Genomic DNA, 16,937 nt, shown 5'->3' on the forward strand with positions numbered 1-16,937 from the left:
AGGACTCAGCCCTTCCCCAGGAGCAGCCGGGCTTCCCCGACGGTGATGACGGAACCGGTGACCAGGACGCCGCCGCCGGCGAACTCGCCCTCCTCCTCGGCCAGCGTGATCGCCGCCTCCAGGGCGTCGGGCAGCCGCGGCTCGACCTGGACGCGGTCCTCCCCGAACACCTCGACGGCGATCGCGGCCAGCTCGTCCGTGTCCATGGCGCGGTGGCTCGTGTTCTGGGTGACGACGACCTCGGCGAAGATCGGCTCGAAGGCCTCGAGCAGCCCGCGTACGTTCTTGTCACCGCTGGCCCCGACCACGCCGATCAGCCGGCTGAAGTCGAAGGCCTCGCCGACCGCCTCGGCGGTGGCGCGGGCGCCGGCCGGGTTGTGGGCGGCGTCGAGCACCACGGTCGGGGACCGCCGGACGACCTCCAGGCGGCCCGGCGCGGACACGGCCGCGAAGGCCTTGCGCACGGTGTCGATGTCCAGCGGCTCGGGCCGCTGGGCGCCCACGCCGAAGAACGCCTCGACGGCGGCGAGGGCGACGGCCGCGTTGTGCGCCTGGTAGGGGCCGTGCAGCGGGAGGTACACGTCGGGATACTCACCGCCGACGCCGCGCAGGGTGAGCAGTTGTCCGCCGACGGCGACCTGCCGGGCGACGACCCCGAACTCCAGGCCCTCGCGCGCCACCGTGGCGTCCACCTCGACGGCCTTCTTCAGCAGGACCTGAGCGGCGTCGACCGGCTGCTGGGCGAGGATCACGGTCGCGCCCTGCTTGATGATCCCGCCCTTCTCCACGGCGATCGCGGCGGGTGTCTCGCCGAGCCGGTCGGTGTGGTCGAGGTCGATGGGAGTGACGACGGCGACGTCCCCGTCGATCACGTTGGTGGCGTCCCAGGAGCCACCCATGCCGACCTCCACGACGGCCACGTCCACGGGAGCGTCGGCGAAGGCGGCGTACGCCATGCCGGTGAGCACCTCGAAGAAGGACAGCCGGTACTCCTGGGCCGCGTCGACCATCTCCACGTACGGCTTGATGTCGTGGTACGTCTCGATGAAACGCTCGGCGGAGACGGGCGCGCCGTCGAGGCTGACGCGCTCGGTGATCGACTGCACGTGCGGGGAGGTGTACCGCCCGGTGCGCAGGTCGAAGGCGCCGAGGAGGGCCTCGATCATGCGGGCCGTGGAGGTCTTGCCGTTGGTCCCCGTGATGTGGATGGAGGGGTACGCCCGCTGCGGCTCGCCCAGGAGGTCCATCAGCGCGGCGATCCTGCTGACGGACGGCTCCAGCTTGGTCTCGCCCCAGCGGGTGGCCAGCTCCGCCTCGACCTCGCGCAGGGCCTTGTCGACCTCGGGGTCCGCCGGCCGGGTGGGCACGTCGGCCTCCGGCGGACCGCCCAGGGTGCGCAGGGTGCGGCTGCCGGCCTCGATCACCGCGAGGTCAGGGTCGCGGTCGGTCTCGGCCGCGATGATCTCCTCGAACGGATCGAGGGCATCGGGCTGGTCGTCGTCGTTGCCGTTGGGGGGGAGCTCGCTCACGAGGCCAGTCTACGGACGACCACCGACGGACGTGGGCGAAGGCCCCCGGAGCTGTACGTTCCGGAGGCCTGCACCGACATACGGCGTCGGGACGCGGGCGCCTACGCCTGCGGCAGCCGGTCCAGCTGGGTCTTGATGCGGGCGATGTCCTCGTCCGCCTTGGCCAGCCGGGCACGGATGCCGTCGACCACCTTGTCCGGCGCCTTGGCCAGGAAGGCCTCGTTGCCGAGCTTGCCCTCGGCCTGGGCCTTCTCCTTCTCCGCGGCGGCCAGGTCCTTCGCCAGCCGCTTGCGCTCCGCGGCCACGTCGATCGTGCCGGACAGGTCGAGCGCGACCGTGGCGCCCGAGACCGGCAGGGTCGCCGTCGCCGAGAAGTCCTCGCCCTCCGGCTGGAGCCGCAGCAGCTGGCGGATGGCCGCCTCGTGCGGGGCGAGCGCGGTGCCGCCCAGCTCCAGGCGGGCCGGGACCCGCTGGCCGGGCTGGAGGCCCTGGTCGGCGCGGAAGCGGCGCACCTCGGTGATGACGGACTGGAGCGTCCGGATCTCGCGCTCGGCGTCGGCGTCGCGGAAGCCGCCCGGCGCGTCGGCACCGGGAACGGACACGGCGGTCGGCCACTCGGCGATGACGACCGACTCACCGCCGGTCAGCGTCGTCCACAGGGTCTCCGTGACGAACGGGACGACCGGGTGCAGCAGCCTCAGCGTGACGTCGAGGACCTCGCCGAGGACGCGCTTGCTGACCTCGGCCGGTTCGCCTCCCGCCAGGAACGTCGTCTTGGACAGCTCGACGTACCAGTCGAAGACCTCGTCCCACGCGAAGTGGAACAGGGCGTCGGAGAGCTTGGCGAACTGGAAGTCGTCGTAATAGGCGTCGACTTCGGCGACCACCGAGTTGAGGCGGGACAGGATCCAGCGGTCGGTCGCCGACATCTTCGAGGCGTCCGGCAGCGGGCCGTCGACCGTGGCGCCGTTCATCAGCGCGAACCGGGTGGCGTTCCAGATCTTGTTGGCGAAGTTGCGGGAGCCCTGGACCCAGTCCTCGCCGATCGGGACGTCGACGCCCGGGTTGGCGCCGCGGGCGAGGGTGAAGCGGAGGGCGTCGGAGCCGTACTTGTCCATCCAGTCCAGCGGGTTGACCGCGTTGCCGAAGGACTTGGACATCTTCTTGCCGAACTGGTCGCGGACCATGCCGTGCAGGGCGATGGTGTGGAAGGGCGGGGTGCCGTCCATCGCGTACAGGCCGAACATCATCATCCGGGCGACCCAGAAGAAGAGGATGTCGTAGCCGGTGACCAGGACGGAGTTCGGGTAGAACTTCGCGAGCGACTCGGTTCGTTCGGGCCAGCCGAGCGTGGAGAACGGCCACAGGCCGGACGAGAACCAGGTGTCGAGGACGTCGGTGTCCTGGTGCCAGCCCGCGCCGGTCGGAGCCTCGTCGTCGGGGCCGACGCAGACGACCTCGCCGTTCGGGCCGTACCAGACGGGAATGCGGTGGCCCCACCACAACTGCCGCGAGATGCACCAGTCGTGGAGGTTGTCGACCCAGTCGAAGTACCGCTTCTCCATCTCCTGCGGGTGGATCTTGACTCGGCCGTCGCGGACGGCGTCACCGGCGGCCTTCGCCAGCGGGCCGACCTTGACCCACCACTGCATGGACAGGCGGGGCTCGATGGTCGTCTTGCAGCGCGAGCAGTGGCCGACGCTGTGGACGTACGGCCGCTTCTCGGCGACGATCCGGCCCTCGGCGCGCAGCGCGGCGACGATGGCGGAGCGAGCCTCCAGGCGGTCCAGGCCCTGGAAGGGGCCGTGGGCCGTGATCACGGCGTGCTCGTCCATGATCGTGAGGGACGGCAGGCCGTGGCGCTGGCCGATCTCGAAGTCGTTCGGGTCGTGGGCCGGGGTGACCTTGACGGCGCCCGTGCCGAACTCGGGGTCGACGTGCTCGTCGGCGACGACGGGGATGGAGCGGTCGGTCAGCGGCAGCCTGATCAGCTTGCCGACCAGGTGCTTGTACCGCTCGTCCTCGGGGTGGACGGCGACGGCCGTGTCGCCGAGCATCGTCTCGGCGCGGGTGGTGGCGACGACGATGGTGTCGTCCCCGTCGCCGTACGTCATGGAGACGAGTTCGCCGTCGTCGTCCTGGTACTCGACCTCGATGTCGGAGATGGCGGTGAGGCAGCGGGGGCACCAGTTGATGATGCGCTCGGCCCGGTAGATCAGTTCGTCGTCGTAGAGCCGCTTGAAGATGGTCTGGACGGCCTGGGAGAGGCCCTCGTCCATGGTGAACCGCTCACGCGACCACGCGACGCCGTCACCGAGGCGCCGCATCTGGCCGCTGATCTGCCCGCCGGACTCGCCCTTCCACTGCCAGACGCGCTCGACGAAGGCCTCGCGGCCGAGGTCGTGCCGCGACTTGCCCTCCTTGCCCAGCTCGCGCTCGACGACGTTCTGGGTGGCGATGCCGGCGTGGTCCATGCCGGGCTGCCACAGCGTCTCGAAGCCCTGCATGCGCTTGCGGCGGGTGAGGGCGTCGATGAGGGTGTGCTCGAAGGCGTGGCCGAGGTGCAGGCTGCCCGTGACGTTCGGCGGCGGGATGACGACGGTGTACGGCGGCTTGTCGCTCTTGGCGTCGGCCTCGAAGTAGCCCCGCTCGACCCAGCGCTCGTACAGCGGCGCCTCTACGTCGGCCGGCGCGTACTGGGTCGGCAGTTCGGTCGTGGGCGCTGGGGGCTGCTGCTGAGCGTTCTCGGTCACGGGGCCAGTTTAGGGGTGTCACCGCGCCGTCCCGAAACGCGTTTGTTCTGTAACGGTGGGGGCCCCGCCACCGTTCCCGCCGGGGGATTGAGCCAGGATGTGAAAATCGCATAAGCATGTGGAGGGGAACCCAGTCATGAGCTACAACCAGCCGGGCCCGTACGGCGGGCAGCAGCCGCAGCAGCCCGGACCGTACGGCCAGCAGGGCCCGTACGGCCAACCGCCGCAGGCCCCCCAGCCCGGCTACGGCTACCCCCAGCAGCCGCCCGCCCCGCAACCCGGTTACGGGTATCCGGCGCAGCCCGCGCAGGGCGTCCCCCCGCAGACCCCGCCCTACGGCCAGGCCCCGTACGGCGTGCCCCACCCGCCGGCCGGCGGCGGCAAGAAGAAGGCCGGCCTCATCATCGGCGCCGTCGCGGTGGTCGCGGCGATCGGTGTGGGCGCGGCCCTCGTCCTCGGCGGCAGTGGAGACGCGGGCGGCCTGGAGGACGACGGCGCGCACAAGCTGTCGACGCCGGAGACGGTGGTCAGTGAGTACAAGCGGGTCGGCGCCGGCAATCAGGTCAGCGACCCCGACACCGCTGAGGACATGGAGAAGAGCGGCGTCAAGGGCGGCACGGCCGTCCTCGGACAGTGGTCGACCGCCGACTTCAGCGGCTACGACCCGCAGGACCCCTCCTCGCTGCCCGACCGGTCCGAGCTGCTGACCGCCAAGGGCATGACGATGGTGGGCGGTTACGGCGAGATCGCCGATCCGCAGGCGACCCTGGACAAGTTCTTCGCCTCGATCCAGAAGAAGGTCAAGGCAAGCTCCACGAGTGACACCGGGGGCATGCAGAACGCGGAGCTGGTCGGTGAGCCGGAGGAGGTCGAGATCGACGGCGCGGTCGCCAAGTGCCAGTCGACGAAGAGCACCAACGCGCTCACCAAGAAGGAGTCGACCGACTGGTTCTGCGCCTGGGCCGACTACAGCACGGTCGCCATGGTCTCGCCGGGCGACAACACCGGCACGGGGGTCGGCAGGGACACCGCGGTCGACCTCACCACGAAGCTGCGGGAGCAGGTCCGCGTCAAGGCCTGACGCGCCCCGCGTACGACGAAGGGCCCCGGTCGCTCGACCGGGGCCCTTCGTGTTCCGTCGCTACGCCGTCTTCTGCTCGCCCGGTCCCCGGCCGTTGCGGGCGTCGCGGGGGATCAGGGTCGGGTTGACGTTGGAGTGGACGACGTCCGCGGTGATGACCACGCGGGCCACGTCCTTGCGGGACGGGACCTCGTACATCACCGACATGAGGACCTCCTCCATGATGGCGCGCAGGCCGCGCGCGCCGGTCTGGCGGAGGATGGCCTGGTCGGCGATGGCCTCCAGGGCCTCGCGCTCGAAGTCCAGCTCCACGCCGTCGAGTTCGAAGAGGCGCTGGTACTGCTTCACCAGCGCGTTGCGCGGCTCGATGAGGATCTGGAGCAGGGCCTCGCGGTCCAGGTTGTGGACCGAGGTGATCACGGGGAGACGCCCGATGAACTCGGGGATCATGCCGAACTTGACCAGGTCCTCGGGCATGACGTCCTCGAACTGGTCCTTGGCCTCCAGCTCGCGCTTGGAGCGGATCGTCGCGCCGAAGCCGATGCCCTTCGCGCCGGCCCGGGACTCGATGATCTTCTCCAGGCCCGAGAAGGCACCGCCCACGATGAACAGGACGTTCGTCGTGTCGATCTGGATGAACTCCTGGTGCGGGTGCTTGCGGCCGCCCTGCGGCGGCACCGAGGCCGTGGTGCCCTCGAGGATCTTCAGCAGGGCCTGCTGGACGCCCTCCCCCGAGACGTCGCGGGTGATCGAGGGGTTCTCGCTCTTCCTCGCGACCTTGTCGATCTCATCGATGTAGATGATCCCGGTCTCGGCCTTCTTGACGTCGTAGTCCGCGGCCTGGATCAGCTTCAGCAGGATGTTCTCGACGTCCTCGCCCACATACCCGGCCTCGGTGAGCGCCGTGGCGTCGGCGATCGCGAACGGGACGTTCAGCATGCGCGCCAGGGTCTGCGCGAGGAGGGTCTTGCCGGAGCCCGTGGGGCCCAGCAGGAGGATGTTGGACTTCGCCAACTCGATGGCGTCCTCGCGGCCCTGACCGCCGCCGTGCTCACCGGCCTGGACCCGCTTGTAGTGGTTGTACACCGCGACCGACAGTGCCTTCTTGGCCGGCTCCTGGCCCACCACGTAGCCCTCGAGGAACTCGTAGATCTCGCGCGGCTTCGGGAGTTCCTCCCAGCGGACCTCGCTCGTCTCCGCGAGTTCTTCCTCGATGATCTCGTTGCAGAGGTCGATGCACTCGTCGCAGATGTACACACCGGGCCCTGCGATGAGCTTCTTGACCTGCTTCTGGCTCTTGCCGCAGAACGAGCACTTGAGCAGATCGCCGCCGTCACCGATGCGTGCCACGGTGTGCTTCCCCTTCGCCTGGGAAACGACTGGACGTCTTTCGAGTCCAGCGTCTCCTGGTGCTGCCTTATGTCGACGGTACCTTGCCGGGCCCCTCGTTCGGGCCCCCCTTGGCACGGTTCACTTCCACGTGACCGTGTCACACCATGCCAAGGGGCGGCAGACGATACTCCCCCACCCGCGTCAGCGCAGGTCGGCGTTGTTCATCTTGCGGGTCGAGATGATCTGGTCGATCAGGCCGTACGCCAGCGCGTCCTCGGCCGTCAGGATCTTGTCGCGCTCGATGTCCTCGCGGATCTTCTCGATCGGCGTGGTGGAGTGCTTGGCCAGCATGTCCTCCAGCTGGGCACGCATCCGGAGGATCTCGTTCGCGGCGATCTCCAGGTCGGAGACCTGGCCCCGGCCGGTCTCACTGTACGGCTGGTGGATCAGCACGCGGGCGTTCGGCAGCGCCATGCGCTTGCCGGGCGTACCGGCGGCCAGCAGGATCGCGGCGGCGGAGGCCGCCTGGCCCATGCAGACCGTCTGGACGTCGGGCTTCACGAACTGCATCGTGTCGTAGATCGCGGTCAGCGCCGTGAAGGAGCCGCCAGGGCTGTTGATGTAGACCGAGATGTCCCGGTCGGGGTCCATCGACTCCAGGCACAGCAGCTGCGCCATGACGTCGTTGGCGGAGGCGTCGTCGATCTGCACGCCGAGGAAGATCACCCGCTCCTCGAAGAGCTTCGCGTACGGGTCGTACTCGCGGACGCCCTGGGAGGTGCGCTCGACGAAGCGCGGGATGACGTAGCGGGACTCGGCGCGGGGGCCGGTGTACTCGGCCTCGGTGCGGGCGTAGAGGCCGCTGCCGGGGAAGTCGTTCACGGTGTCTCCTGGAGAGAAGGCTGGGGCGGTGGGTGAAGGGGGCTGAGAGGGGCGCTGACGGCCTCGGGGGCGCCGGGTGTCCGGGCGGTTCCCCTGTGCCGTGACGAGCCCGTACTAGGCCGCCCCGGTACCGCCGCCGCCCGGCATGCCGGCGGCCGTGGGGATGACGTCGTCGATGAGGCCGTACTCCTTGGCCTCGAAGGCGTCGAACCAGCGGTCGCGGTCCGAGTCCCGGGTGATCTGCTCGATGGTCTGACCCGTGTGCTGGGCGGTCAGCTCGGCCATGCGCTTCTTGGTGTGCAGCAGGCGCTCGGCGTGGATCTTGATGTCCGAGGCCGAGCCCGCCAGACCGGCGGACGGCTGGTGGATCAGGATCTCGGCGTTCGGCAGCGCGAAGCGCTTGCCGGGCGTACCGGCGCTGAGCAGGAACTGGCCCATCGAGGCCGCGAGGCCCATCGCGATGGTCACCACGTCGTTCTTGATGAACTGCATGGTGTCGTAGATCGCCATGCCGGCCGTGATCGAGCCGCCGGGGCTGTTGATGTAGAGGAAGATGTCCTTGTCCGGGTCGGCCGCAAGGAGCAGCAGCTGCGCGGTGATCTTGTTGGCGATGTCGTCGTCGACCGCCTGGCCGAGGAAGATGATCCGCTCGCCGAGCAGCCGGTTGTAGACCTGGTCGCCGAGGCCACCACCGATGGAAGGGTCGCCGGCGGCGGAGGGCATCAGATTCGTCACGTATCCACCTGCTCGTCTTGTCGACGGCGTCCGGGCCGTCTCACGTGTACTGCCGGGGGCAACGGGGACTCCCCTGCCCTCGTATTCATGGACCCTAACGCGCGGGTCCCGTCGGAGAATCCCGGAGAGGTGGGTGTTCGCCGGGGGCGTAGCCCAGGGACAACCCCGGAGGGGAGGATCCGGGGGCTGATCGGGGGCGGGGCGGGTGGCGGCGGCTGTCGCGCCGACGCGGTGGAACGGCGCATCGGCACGGCGCCGCCGCGTGTTCGCCGGGGCGGACTGTCCGCGGAGCTGAGGCGAGTGCCCGCGGCCCTGAGGCGACCGTTCGCACCCCTGAGGCAGGTGCCCGCGGCCCTGAGGCGACCGTTCGCACCCCTCACCCGACCGCCCGCACCCCCCTGAGCAGTGCCGCGCCCCTCACCCGACCGCCCGCACTCCTGAGCGAGCCGCGCCCCTCACTCGACCGTCCGCACCTCTGACGCGACTGCCCGCACCCCTGGGGCCGTCTGCCCGCCAGATGCCGAGAGGGCCCCGGAGCACGTGCTCCGGGGCCCTCTCGGTCGCTTCGGGAAGGGCGCGAGGCTCAGGCCTCGGGCTTGTCCTCGGCGGACTCGGTGGCGTCCTCCGTGGTGGCCTCGGCGGCCTCCTCGGTCTCCTCCTCGTCGTCCAGGTCGATGATCTCGCCGTTGGTGTCCTTCACCGTGGCCGACTCGACGACCACGGCCAGGGCCTTGCCGCGCGCGACCTCGCCGACGAGGAGCGGGACCTGACCGCCCTCGACGACCGCCTGCGCGAACTGGTCGGGGGACATGCCCGAGGAGGCGGCGCGGCGCATGAGGTGCTCGGTCAGCTCCTCCTGGTTCACGTTCAGCTTCTCGCGCTTGACCAGCTCGTCGAGGACGAACTGGGTCTTGATGCCCTTGACCGCGGCCTCGCGGGTCTCGGTCTCGAACTCCTCGACGGTCTTGCCCTGGAGCTCCAGGTACTTGTCGAGGGTCAGACCCATCTGGCCCAGCTGGTGGTGCTCCAGGTTGTGCTTACGGGTGTTGATCTCGTCCTCGAGCAGCTTCTCGGGGACGGGCACCTCGACGAGCTCCAGGAGCTTCTCCAGGACGCGCTCCTGGGCCTGGGTGGCCTGGTCGTACTGCTTCATGTTCGCGAGACGCTTGCGGCTGTCCGCCTTCAGCTCCTCGAGGGTGTCGAACTCGGAGGCGAGCTGCGCGAACTCGTCGTCCAGCTCGGGCAGTTCGCGGGCGGCGACCTGGGTGACCTTGACGGTGACCTCGGCTGCCCGGCCGGCCGCGGAGCCGCCCTTCAGCTCGGAGGTGAAGGTGGCCTCGCCACCGGCCTCCAGGCCCTTCACGGCGTCGTCGATGCCCTCGAGCAGTTCGCCGGAGCCGATCGTGTAGGAGACGCCGTCGGCGACGCCGTCCTCCAGGACCTCGCCGTCGACCTTGGCCTCCAGGTCGACCGTGACGACGTCGCCGTCCTCGGCCGGCCGCTCGACGGGGGAGGTCGAGGCGAAGCGCTCACGGAGCTGCTCCACGGACTTCTCGACGTCCTCGTCGCTGACCTCGACGGCGTCGACCTCGACCTCGATGGAGGAGAAGTCCTCCGGGAGCTCGAGGGCCGGACGGATGTCGACCTCGGCGGTGAAGTTCAGCGTCTCGCCGTCCTTCAGCTCCGTGATGTCGACCTCCGGCTGGCCGAGGACGTCCAGCTCGGCCCCGTTGACCGCCTCCGTGTAGAACTTCGGAAGCGCGTCGTTGACGGCCTCCTCCAGCACGGCCCCGCGGCCGAACCGCTGGTCGATGATCCGGGCGGGGATCTTGCCCTTGCGGAAGCCCTTCACCGTGACCTGCTGGTTGATCTTCTTGTACGCCGCGTCGAGGCTGTCCTTGAGCTCCTCGAAGGGCACCTCGACAGTGAGCCGAACCCGAGTCGGGTTCAGGGTCTCCACGGCGCTCTTCACGGTTCGGTCTCCTTGTGGCTGACTTCTTGGGTTTCGCCGGAACCTGACAGGTCCGGCGATTCAGCGCCCGGGGGAGTTCGAGGCCGGTGGGCCGGGACACACGGGCGCAGTCTGCATAGTAGCCGCAGCGGCTGAGCCGCCCAAAAGACGATCCCCGGTGCGGCGCCCGGCATGATCGCGCGGACGGCGCGCAGATGACGCAGATGGTCGGGGTGGCGGGATTTGAACCCACGGCCTTCCGCTCCCAAAGCGGACGCGCTACCAAGCTGCGCCACACCCCGTCTGGTGCGACACGTAGGGTACATGCCCGCAGGCCGCCCGGCCGCCGCGTTCACGGGGGTGCGCCGGGGCTGCGGGGGCGGCGCGGGAACCGGGTGTGCGACGAGGGGCACCGACCCGCTAGGATGCCTGAAGCGTCGCGGGCGGCTGACCTGCGGTGCACGTGTGCGGGCGTAGCTCAATGGTAGAGCCCTAGTCTTCCAAACTAGCTACGCGGGTTCGATTCCCGTCGCCCGCTCTGTACGACGCGGGGCCAGGTCAGAGGATCATTCCTCCGCCTGGCCCTGATCGTTTCCGGGAGCCGCGTTCCGCCCGCCGCCCCGTGCCCCGCCTGGCCCTTGCGCTTCGGAGTCTGCTCTCTCCCGGTCCGGGTCACGCGCGCCTGCGCCGGCGGACGCGGCCGGGGTGCGGCCCGTGTGTCGAAGATCATGGAAGTGCACACCCCTGGCCCCCCACCGCCGGTCGCCACACCACCCATGCCGGTGTGGTGATTCCGGCGCACAGCGGCGCCCTTGGCTCCGGGGAGCGCACGGCCCTCCGACCCGGTTCCACCTGCACGCCGCATGGATGCTTCCGGGTGATGCACCCGCGGGCTCGGCGCGGCGCGGGCGTGGCCCCGCGGCCGGACGGGCCATGCTTCCGGTCCTGTAGGGCGGTTCCGGCGGTACGAGGCGTGCGTGGAGGAGTCCCGTGTCGAGCGACGAGAACAAGAGGTTGGTTCGCCGTTTCTACGCGGAGATCGACGAGGGCAACCTGGATGCCATGGACGAACTCGTGGCCGAGGACTACCAGGACCACTCGCCGCCCCCGTTCCCCGGGCTCGGGTCCGGTCGCGAAGGGCTCAAGCAGGCTTTCCGCCTCTTCTGGGAGGCCACGCCCGGGACCCATGAGATCGAGGACCAGATCGCGGAAGGCGACAAGGTGGTGACCCGGATGACGGCCCGTGGAGTGCACGAACGGGACCTGCCCGGCATTCCGGCCACCGGCAACCAGCTCACGATGACGGCGACGGTGATTCACCGCATCGAAGACGGCAGGCTCGCGGAGAAGTGGTCGGACAAGGACCTTCTCGGCTTCCTCCAGCAGCTCGGCGTCATCCAGGCGCCCGGCGGGACGGCGACGTAGCCCGCGCGGCACCGCGGCCTAGCGGGGTATGGCACCGTCCGCCCCGAGGCTTCCCGCGGTCGAGGAAGCCGGCGGTGAACCGCGAGGTCACTGATCACCCGGCAGGTCCCCCGCGTGCCCGGAGCGGCGAACACCGACGGGAGACAGCGGGGAGCCGCGGGCTGTGAGGGGCGAAACGCGAGGCCGGCGAGGCCGGCAGGGCCCGGCCGTCGATCGTCCGCATACGCGATCGTCCGCACCCGATTCCCGTCGCCCGCTCCGTACGGCCGGGGGACGGACGGAAGTGCCCCCTCCTCCGGCGTCTGTCGTTTCCCGGATCGGGACAACGGGACGCTCCGCCACCGCCCGCCGCGCCGGGACTCGCCCGGGAGCCGTTGATCTCGGCTAGAAGCTGATCGAGTTGATCGTTTCGGCGAGGGAGTTGAGGAAGCGGTTGATCGACGGGGCCATGCCCGTCGAGGCCAGGAAGAAGCCGAAGAGGATCGCGACGATGGCGGGGCCCGCCTTGATCGACCCGCCTCTGATCAGTACGACCAGGACGATCGCCAACAGCAGCACCACTGACAGTGAAATGGCCACAACTGATCACACACCCTCGGTCGGTCCGCTCTCCCGGCCCGGGGACGCGACCCGCGCACCCCGCCAGAGACCATCGTGCCACCAACGCGGCCCCCCTATGCGGCCGCTGACGCATCCTCGGCGGCGACCGTCCCTGTACGACCGGGCCGCAGCGCCCGCGAGAGCCTGCCGTACGGCAATTCTCGGCAGTATCCCGAATGGGAATTCACAACTGCCGCGCAGGTATTTCGAATTGCGGGCACAGGGTCTTCCCCACAGCCACACAACCGCCGTTATGCACCTTTTAGTCGGGATGAATCCCGATATAAAGACGTCGAAGCGGGTGCTCGCTTGGGAATTCAGAGGAATGGGATCGCGATGACGAGGAAGGTTTTACGGACCGCCACGGACAACGCTAGGGTGCCTCAGATGTTCCACGCCGCTTCGTCCCTCGTGCCGAGTCCCGGCTCGTCCCCGGACGAGAAAGATCAGCATCGGCCGTCCTCGGACACACGGTCGAAGCAGCGTGACGCGTTCTTCGACAACGCCAAGTACCTGGCGATCGTGCTGGTGGCCGTCGGCCACTCCTGGGAGCCGCTGAAGGGCGGCAGCCGGGTGCTCCAGGCCGCGTACCAGTTCGTGTACGTGTTCCACATGCCGGCCTTCATCCTCGTCTCCGGCTACTTCTCGCGGAGTTTCGACGGCAGTCCGGCCCGGCTGAAGCGCCTCGTGACCGGTGTCGTCGTGCCGTATGTCGTCTTCGAGACCGCCTACCCGCTGTTCAAGAGGATCGTCGACCACGACCCCCAGGCGTCCGTCACGCTCCTCGACCCGTACTACCTGACCTGGTTCCTGTGCGCCCTGTTCATCTGGCGGCTGACCACCCCGATCTGGAAGTCGGTCCGCCATCCGGTGCCGGTCGCGTTGGGTATCGCCGCGCTGGCGTCCGCCACCTCGGGCATCGGCGGTGACCTGGCCCTCCAGCGCGTCCTTCAGTTCCTGCCGTACTTCGTGCTGGGCCTGTGCCTGCGGCCCGAGCACTTCCGGACGGTGCGCACCTGGCCGCTGCGGATCGCGGCCGTGCCCGTGTTCGCCTTCGCGCTGGCCTTCTCCTGGTGGGCGGTGCCGCGGATGGACACCGAGTGGCTCTACCACCGCGTCTCCGCACAGGAGCTGGGCGTGCCGTGGTGGGTGGGGCCCGTCATGCAACTGGCGCTGTTCGGCTGCTCGCTGCTGCTGACCGCCTGCTTCTTCTCCTGGGTGCCGGGTCGTTCGACGTGGTTCACCACGCTCGGCGCGGGCACGCTCTACGGTTATCTGCTGCACGGATTCCTGATCAAGGGCGCCGACTACGGCGGCCTGTTCGAGCACGACTGGCTGCACCGTCCGCTCGGTGAGATCGCCGTCACCGTGGCCGTCGCCGCCGCCGTCACCCTGCTGTGCACCCAGCCCGTGCGGCGGGTGTTCCGGGGCGTGGTGGAGCCGAGGATGGACTGGGCGTTCAGGAAGCGGGACGTCACCGCTCCCGAGCCGGCCCGTGGGCAGGAACGGGAGCCGGCACGGGAGCGCGAGACGCACGACAAGCGCGCGACGGTCGACGTCTAGGCGGTCGTGAGGCCGAGGAGGGCGCGCATCCGGGCGTACTTCTCGGTCAGGCGGGTGCGGGTCGGCTCGTCCAGGACGGCCAGCCGGGCCGGGTCGGCGTTGTGCGCCAGGTCGGACTCCTTGACCAGCAGCGCGCCCGGAGTGGCGAGAATGCGTCGCGCGTACGCCTCGGGCGGCTCCCCCGCCCGCTTGGTGAGCGCCCTCACGATGTCCTTCGTACGGTCGCTCAGCGCCGCCTCGCTCAGCCAGGCCTCGGAGAGCGCGTCGTCCTCGACGGCGTCGTGCAGCCAGGCCGCGGCGATCTGGTCCGGGTCGCCGTTCCGGGACCGTACGCCCTCCGCGACCGCCTGGAGGTGCTCGGCGTAGGGGCGGCCCGCCTTGTCGGTCTGGCCCTGGTGGGCGGCGCGGGCGAGGCTCTCGACCTCGATGAGAGTCAGCATGGGTGTCCTTGTGCGACAGCGCTACAGCAGCGAGGCCGCCTGGGCCGTCGGGCCCTCGCGGCAGATCAGGAGCAGGGCGCGGTCGTCGTTGACGTCTTTGGCCACGGCCTCGATCAGATGCCAGGCCGCGCCCTGGAAGCCACCCGCGACATAGCGGTCGGCCTCGCCGGTGAGGCGGTCGATGCCCTCGACGATGTCGCGGTCGGAGGTCTCCACCAGGCCGTCGGTGAACAGCATCAGCACGTCGCCGGGGCGCAACGAGCCCTTCACCGGGTCGAACTGGGCGCCCTCGTACACGCCGAGCAGCGGGCCCTCCGCGGCCTTCTCCTCCCAGCGGCCGGTGCCCGCGCTGAGCTGGAGACCCGGCGGATGGCCCGCGGAGTACAGCTCGTAGTCGCCGGAGTCCAGGTCGAGGACGAGGTGGATGGAGGTGGCGAAGCCCTCGTCCCAGTCCTGGCGGAGGAGGTAGCCGTTGGCGGCCGGGAGGAAGGCGTGCGGGGGCAGGGAGCCGAGCAGACCGCCGAAGGCGCCGGACAGCAGCAGGGCCCGCGAGCCGGCGTCCATGCCCTTGCCGGAGACGTCCGTGAGGACGACCTCCATGGTGCGGCCGCCGTTGGTGCGGGCCGCGACGACGAAGTCACCGGAGAACGACTGGCCGCCCGCCGGCCGCAGCGCCATCTCGCGGTGCCAGCCCCGCGGCAGTGTCGGCAGCTTGCTCTGGACCCGGATGCGTTCGCGCAGGTCGAAGAGCATGGTGCCGCCGCGCCGCCAGGGCACGCCGACCCGGCTGCGGAACTGGGCGATGAGCAGACCGACGAAACCGCAGGCGGCGACGACCAGTACCACGCCCGGCGTGACCCGCGAGGGCCCCTCCGTGTACGGGCCGAGTCGTACCGACTCCACGATCAGCGCCGTGGCCGCCGCCGCGTACAGGCCGAGCAGGCTCGCCGGGCGCAGCACGAGGCCGCCGACGACGATCGGCAGGACCAGGGCGGCCGGCGAGCACCACACCGGGTTGGCGAGCGTGGTGACCGCGATCACGGGGACGGTGAGCAGCAGACCGGCCAGCGCGATCCAGTCCGACCCGTCGCCGCGGAAGTAGTCCACGGCGCTTCTGCGCAGGCCGGTGCGGACCCGGTGCACCAGATGCTTCAACCGGGCCGTCAACGTCTCGGCTTCCGCGCGCCGCTGTCGTCCTGCTGCCATTAGTTCGGGACCCTATCCATCCAACCCACCGCTTGGCACGGGAGGTCCCACTTGTCCCCCGTCCGAGGCTCGGCTTCACAGTGAACGCCACGGAAAGCGCTCGCGCCGCCAGGAGGGAGAAATCCCCTGGCTCGTCCCGCAATGCACTGATAGGCATGGGTCCATGACGACTGAGGCAACGGACCGTACGGACCGGCCGGCCACCGACCTGCGGCCCCTACGGCGGGACGACTGGGACCATTGGTACGACACCCTGCTGCGCGCCTTCGGCGGGGCCGGCGAATCGGCCGAGGAACGCGCGCTGTGGCGCGACCTCACGCCGTACGAACGGTCCTTCGGAGCCTGGGACGGGGACGAACTGGTGGGCACGGCCGGGGCGTTCGACTTCCGGCTCACGGTACCCGGCGGGGCCTCGGTGCCGGCGGCCGGGGTGACGATGGTCGGGGTGATCGCGACGCACCGCCGGCGCGGGGTGCTGACCTCGATGATGCGGCGGCAGCTGGACGACGTACGCGCGTGGGGCGAACCGCTGGCCGTCCTCACCGCCTCCGAGCCCGATATCTACGGGCGGTTCGGGTACGCCGCGGCGACCTTCGGACTGCACGCGGAGATCGACACCAGCCGGGTACGGCTGTCCGTTCCGGCCGGCACCGATGACGTACGGCTGCGGTACGCCGACGCCGGTGCCGCCCTCGACGTGTGCGAGGGGGTGTACGCGCGGACCGTGCCCCTGCGGGCCGGGATGCTGGCGCGGCGGCCCGGCTGGGAGCGGCTCGGGGTGCTCGACCCGGAGAGCGAGCGGGGCGGGGCGTCGCCGTTGCAGTGCGTGCTGGCCGAGCGGGACGGGGAGGTCACCGGATACGTCCGGTTCCGGGTGAAGCCGAAGTGGACGGACTCCGGGCACAGCGGCGAGGTGCTGCTCGCCGACCTGGCCGCGGTCGACGCCGCGTCGGAGGCGGGGCTGTGGCGGTTCCTGTTCGGGATCGACCTCACGAGCTCGCTGAAGGTGCGGGGGCGGCCGCTGGACGAGGCCTGGCGGCATCTCGTCTCCGACATCCGGCGGTGCCAGCTGCGGGTGCGGGACTCCTTGTACGTACGGCTGGTGGACGTCGGAGCCGCGCTGGAGGCGCGGACCTACCAGACGCCGGTGGACCTGGTGTTGGAGGTGGCGGACGCCTTCTGTCCCTGGAACTCGGGGCGTTGGCGGCTCTCCGGGGACGCGAAGGGGGCCAGCTGCTCGCGTACGGCGGACGCGCCGGATCTCTCCTTGTCGGTGCGGGAGTTGGGGGCGGCGTATCTCGGTGGTGTGTCCCTGGGCTCGCTGGCGAGGGCCGGGCGGGTGCGGGAGATACGGGCGGGGGCGTTGACGGAGGCCTCGGCCGGGTTCGGGGCGGCCGGTGGGGATCCCTGGTTGCCGCACGGGTTCTAGGTCCACTCGCC

Annotated in this window: 13 protein-coding genes and 2 tRNA genes; 5 read left to right on the top strand and 10 right to left on the bottom strand. The window is 70.2% G+C overall.

Annotation, left to right across the window (positions count from 1 at the left end):
• Window positions 1–5: 5 nt before the first annotated feature.
• Window positions 6–1,529 carry a bifunctional tetrahydrofolate synthase/dihydrofolate synthase gene (folC, locus tag ACZ5Y0_RS02180; RefSeq protein ID WP_469126729.1) on the bottom strand — a complete coding sequence of 508 codons (1,524 nt, stop codon included), beginning with the start codon at window positions 1,527–1,529 and terminating at the stop codon, window positions 6–8.
• A 101-nt stretch (window positions 1,530–1,630) separates the two neighbouring features.
• Window positions 1,631–4,282: a valine--tRNA ligase gene (locus tag ACZ5Y0_RS02185; RefSeq protein WP_469126730.1), complete on the bottom strand. Its 2,652-nt coding sequence runs from the start codon at window positions 4,280–4,282 to the stop codon at window positions 1,631–1,633.
• 136 nt (window positions 4,283–4,418) lie between these two features.
• Between ACZ5Y0_RS02185 and ACZ5Y0_RS02190 the strand changes: the two genes are divergently transcribed.
• Window positions 4,419–5,363 carry a hypothetical protein gene (locus ACZ5Y0_RS02190; RefSeq protein WP_469126731.1) on the top strand — a complete coding sequence of 315 codons (945 nt, stop codon included), beginning with the start codon at window positions 4,419–4,421 and terminating at the stop codon, window positions 5,361–5,363.
• Window positions 5,364–5,423: 60 nt separating this feature from the next.
• Here the strand turns inward: ACZ5Y0_RS02190 and clpX are convergent, their stop codons facing one another.
• From clpX to ACZ5Y0_RS02215, 5 genes are all read right to left on the bottom strand, one after another.
• Window positions 5,424–6,713, bottom strand: a complete 1,290-nt coding sequence (clpX, locus tag ACZ5Y0_RS02195) for an ATP-dependent Clp protease ATP-binding subunit ClpX (protein ID WP_469126732.1) — start codon at window positions 6,711–6,713, stop codon at window positions 5,424–5,426.
• Between the two features lie 183 nt (window positions 6,714–6,896).
• Window positions 6,897–7,577, bottom strand: coding sequence for an ATP-dependent Clp protease proteolytic subunit (locus ACZ5Y0_RS02200; RefSeq protein ID WP_469126733.1), 681 nt, complete (start codon window positions 7,575–7,577; stop codon window positions 6,897–6,899).
• A 114-nt stretch (window positions 7,578–7,691) separates the two neighbouring features.
• On the bottom strand, window positions 7,692–8,300 hold the full coding sequence (locus tag ACZ5Y0_RS02205) for an ATP-dependent Clp protease proteolytic subunit (protein ID WP_073491584.1): 609 nt from the start codon (window positions 8,298–8,300) through the stop codon (window positions 7,692–7,694).
• A gap of 595 nt (window positions 8,301–8,895) precedes the next feature.
• A complete protein-coding gene (tig, locus tag ACZ5Y0_RS02210) occupies window positions 8,896–10,284 on the bottom strand; it encodes a trigger factor (RefSeq protein ID WP_469126734.1) in 1,389 nt (462 codons plus the stop codon).
• Between the two features lie 204 nt (window positions 10,285–10,488).
• A tRNA-Pro gene (locus ACZ5Y0_RS02215) sits at window positions 10,489–10,565 on the bottom strand.
• 165 nt (window positions 10,566–10,730) lie between these two features.
• Here ACZ5Y0_RS02215 and ACZ5Y0_RS02220 point away from each other — a divergent pair.
• Window positions 10,731–10,801 (top strand) — tRNA-Gly (locus tag ACZ5Y0_RS02220).
• 452 nt (window positions 10,802–11,253) lie between these two features.
• Complete coding sequence (locus ACZ5Y0_RS02225; RefSeq protein WP_469126735.1) at window positions 11,254–11,688, top strand: ester cyclase; 435 nt, start codon at window positions 11,254–11,256, stop codon at window positions 11,686–11,688.
• 384 nt (window positions 11,689–12,072) lie between these two features.
• Here ACZ5Y0_RS02225 and ACZ5Y0_RS02230 read toward each other — a convergent pair whose 3' ends face one another.
• Window positions 12,073–12,267 carry a hypothetical protein gene (locus ACZ5Y0_RS02230; protein ID WP_073491582.1) on the bottom strand — a complete coding sequence of 65 codons (195 nt, stop codon included), beginning with the start codon at window positions 12,265–12,267 and terminating at the stop codon, window positions 12,073–12,075.
• 408 nt (window positions 12,268–12,675) lie between these two features.
• On the opposite strand from ACZ5Y0_RS02230, the gene ACZ5Y0_RS02235 reads away from it, so the two are divergent.
• Window positions 12,676–13,851, top strand: coding sequence for an acyltransferase family protein (locus tag ACZ5Y0_RS02235; protein WP_469126736.1), 1,176 nt, complete (start codon window positions 12,676–12,678; stop codon window positions 13,849–13,851).
• Here ACZ5Y0_RS02235 and ACZ5Y0_RS02240 read toward each other — a convergent pair.
• Window positions 13,848–14,291 (bottom strand): HD domain-containing protein, encoded by a 444-nt coding sequence (locus tag ACZ5Y0_RS02240; protein ID WP_469126737.1) that lies wholly within the window; start codon window positions 14,289–14,291, stop codon window positions 13,848–13,850. The two genes, ACZ5Y0_RS02235 and ACZ5Y0_RS02240, sit on opposite strands and share 4 nt — an antisense overlap.
• Window positions 14,292–14,312: 21 nt before the next feature.
• A complete protein-coding gene (locus ACZ5Y0_RS02245) occupies window positions 14,313–15,497 on the bottom strand; it encodes a SpoIIE family protein phosphatase (RefSeq protein WP_469126738.1) in 1,185 nt (394 codons plus the stop codon).
• A 163-nt stretch (window positions 15,498–15,660) separates the two neighbouring features.
• On the opposite strand from ACZ5Y0_RS02245, the gene ACZ5Y0_RS02250 reads away from it, so the two are divergent.
• The gene (locus ACZ5Y0_RS02250; protein WP_469126739.1) at window positions 15,661–16,926 is read left to right on the top strand and encodes a GNAT family N-acetyltransferase; all 1,266 of its coding nucleotides are present in this window, start codon (window positions 15,661–15,663) and stop codon (window positions 16,924–16,926) included.
• The last annotated feature ends 11 nt before the right edge of the window (window positions 16,927–16,937 follow it).

This window comes from Streptomyces sp. NPDC033216, from assembly GCF_055577115.1.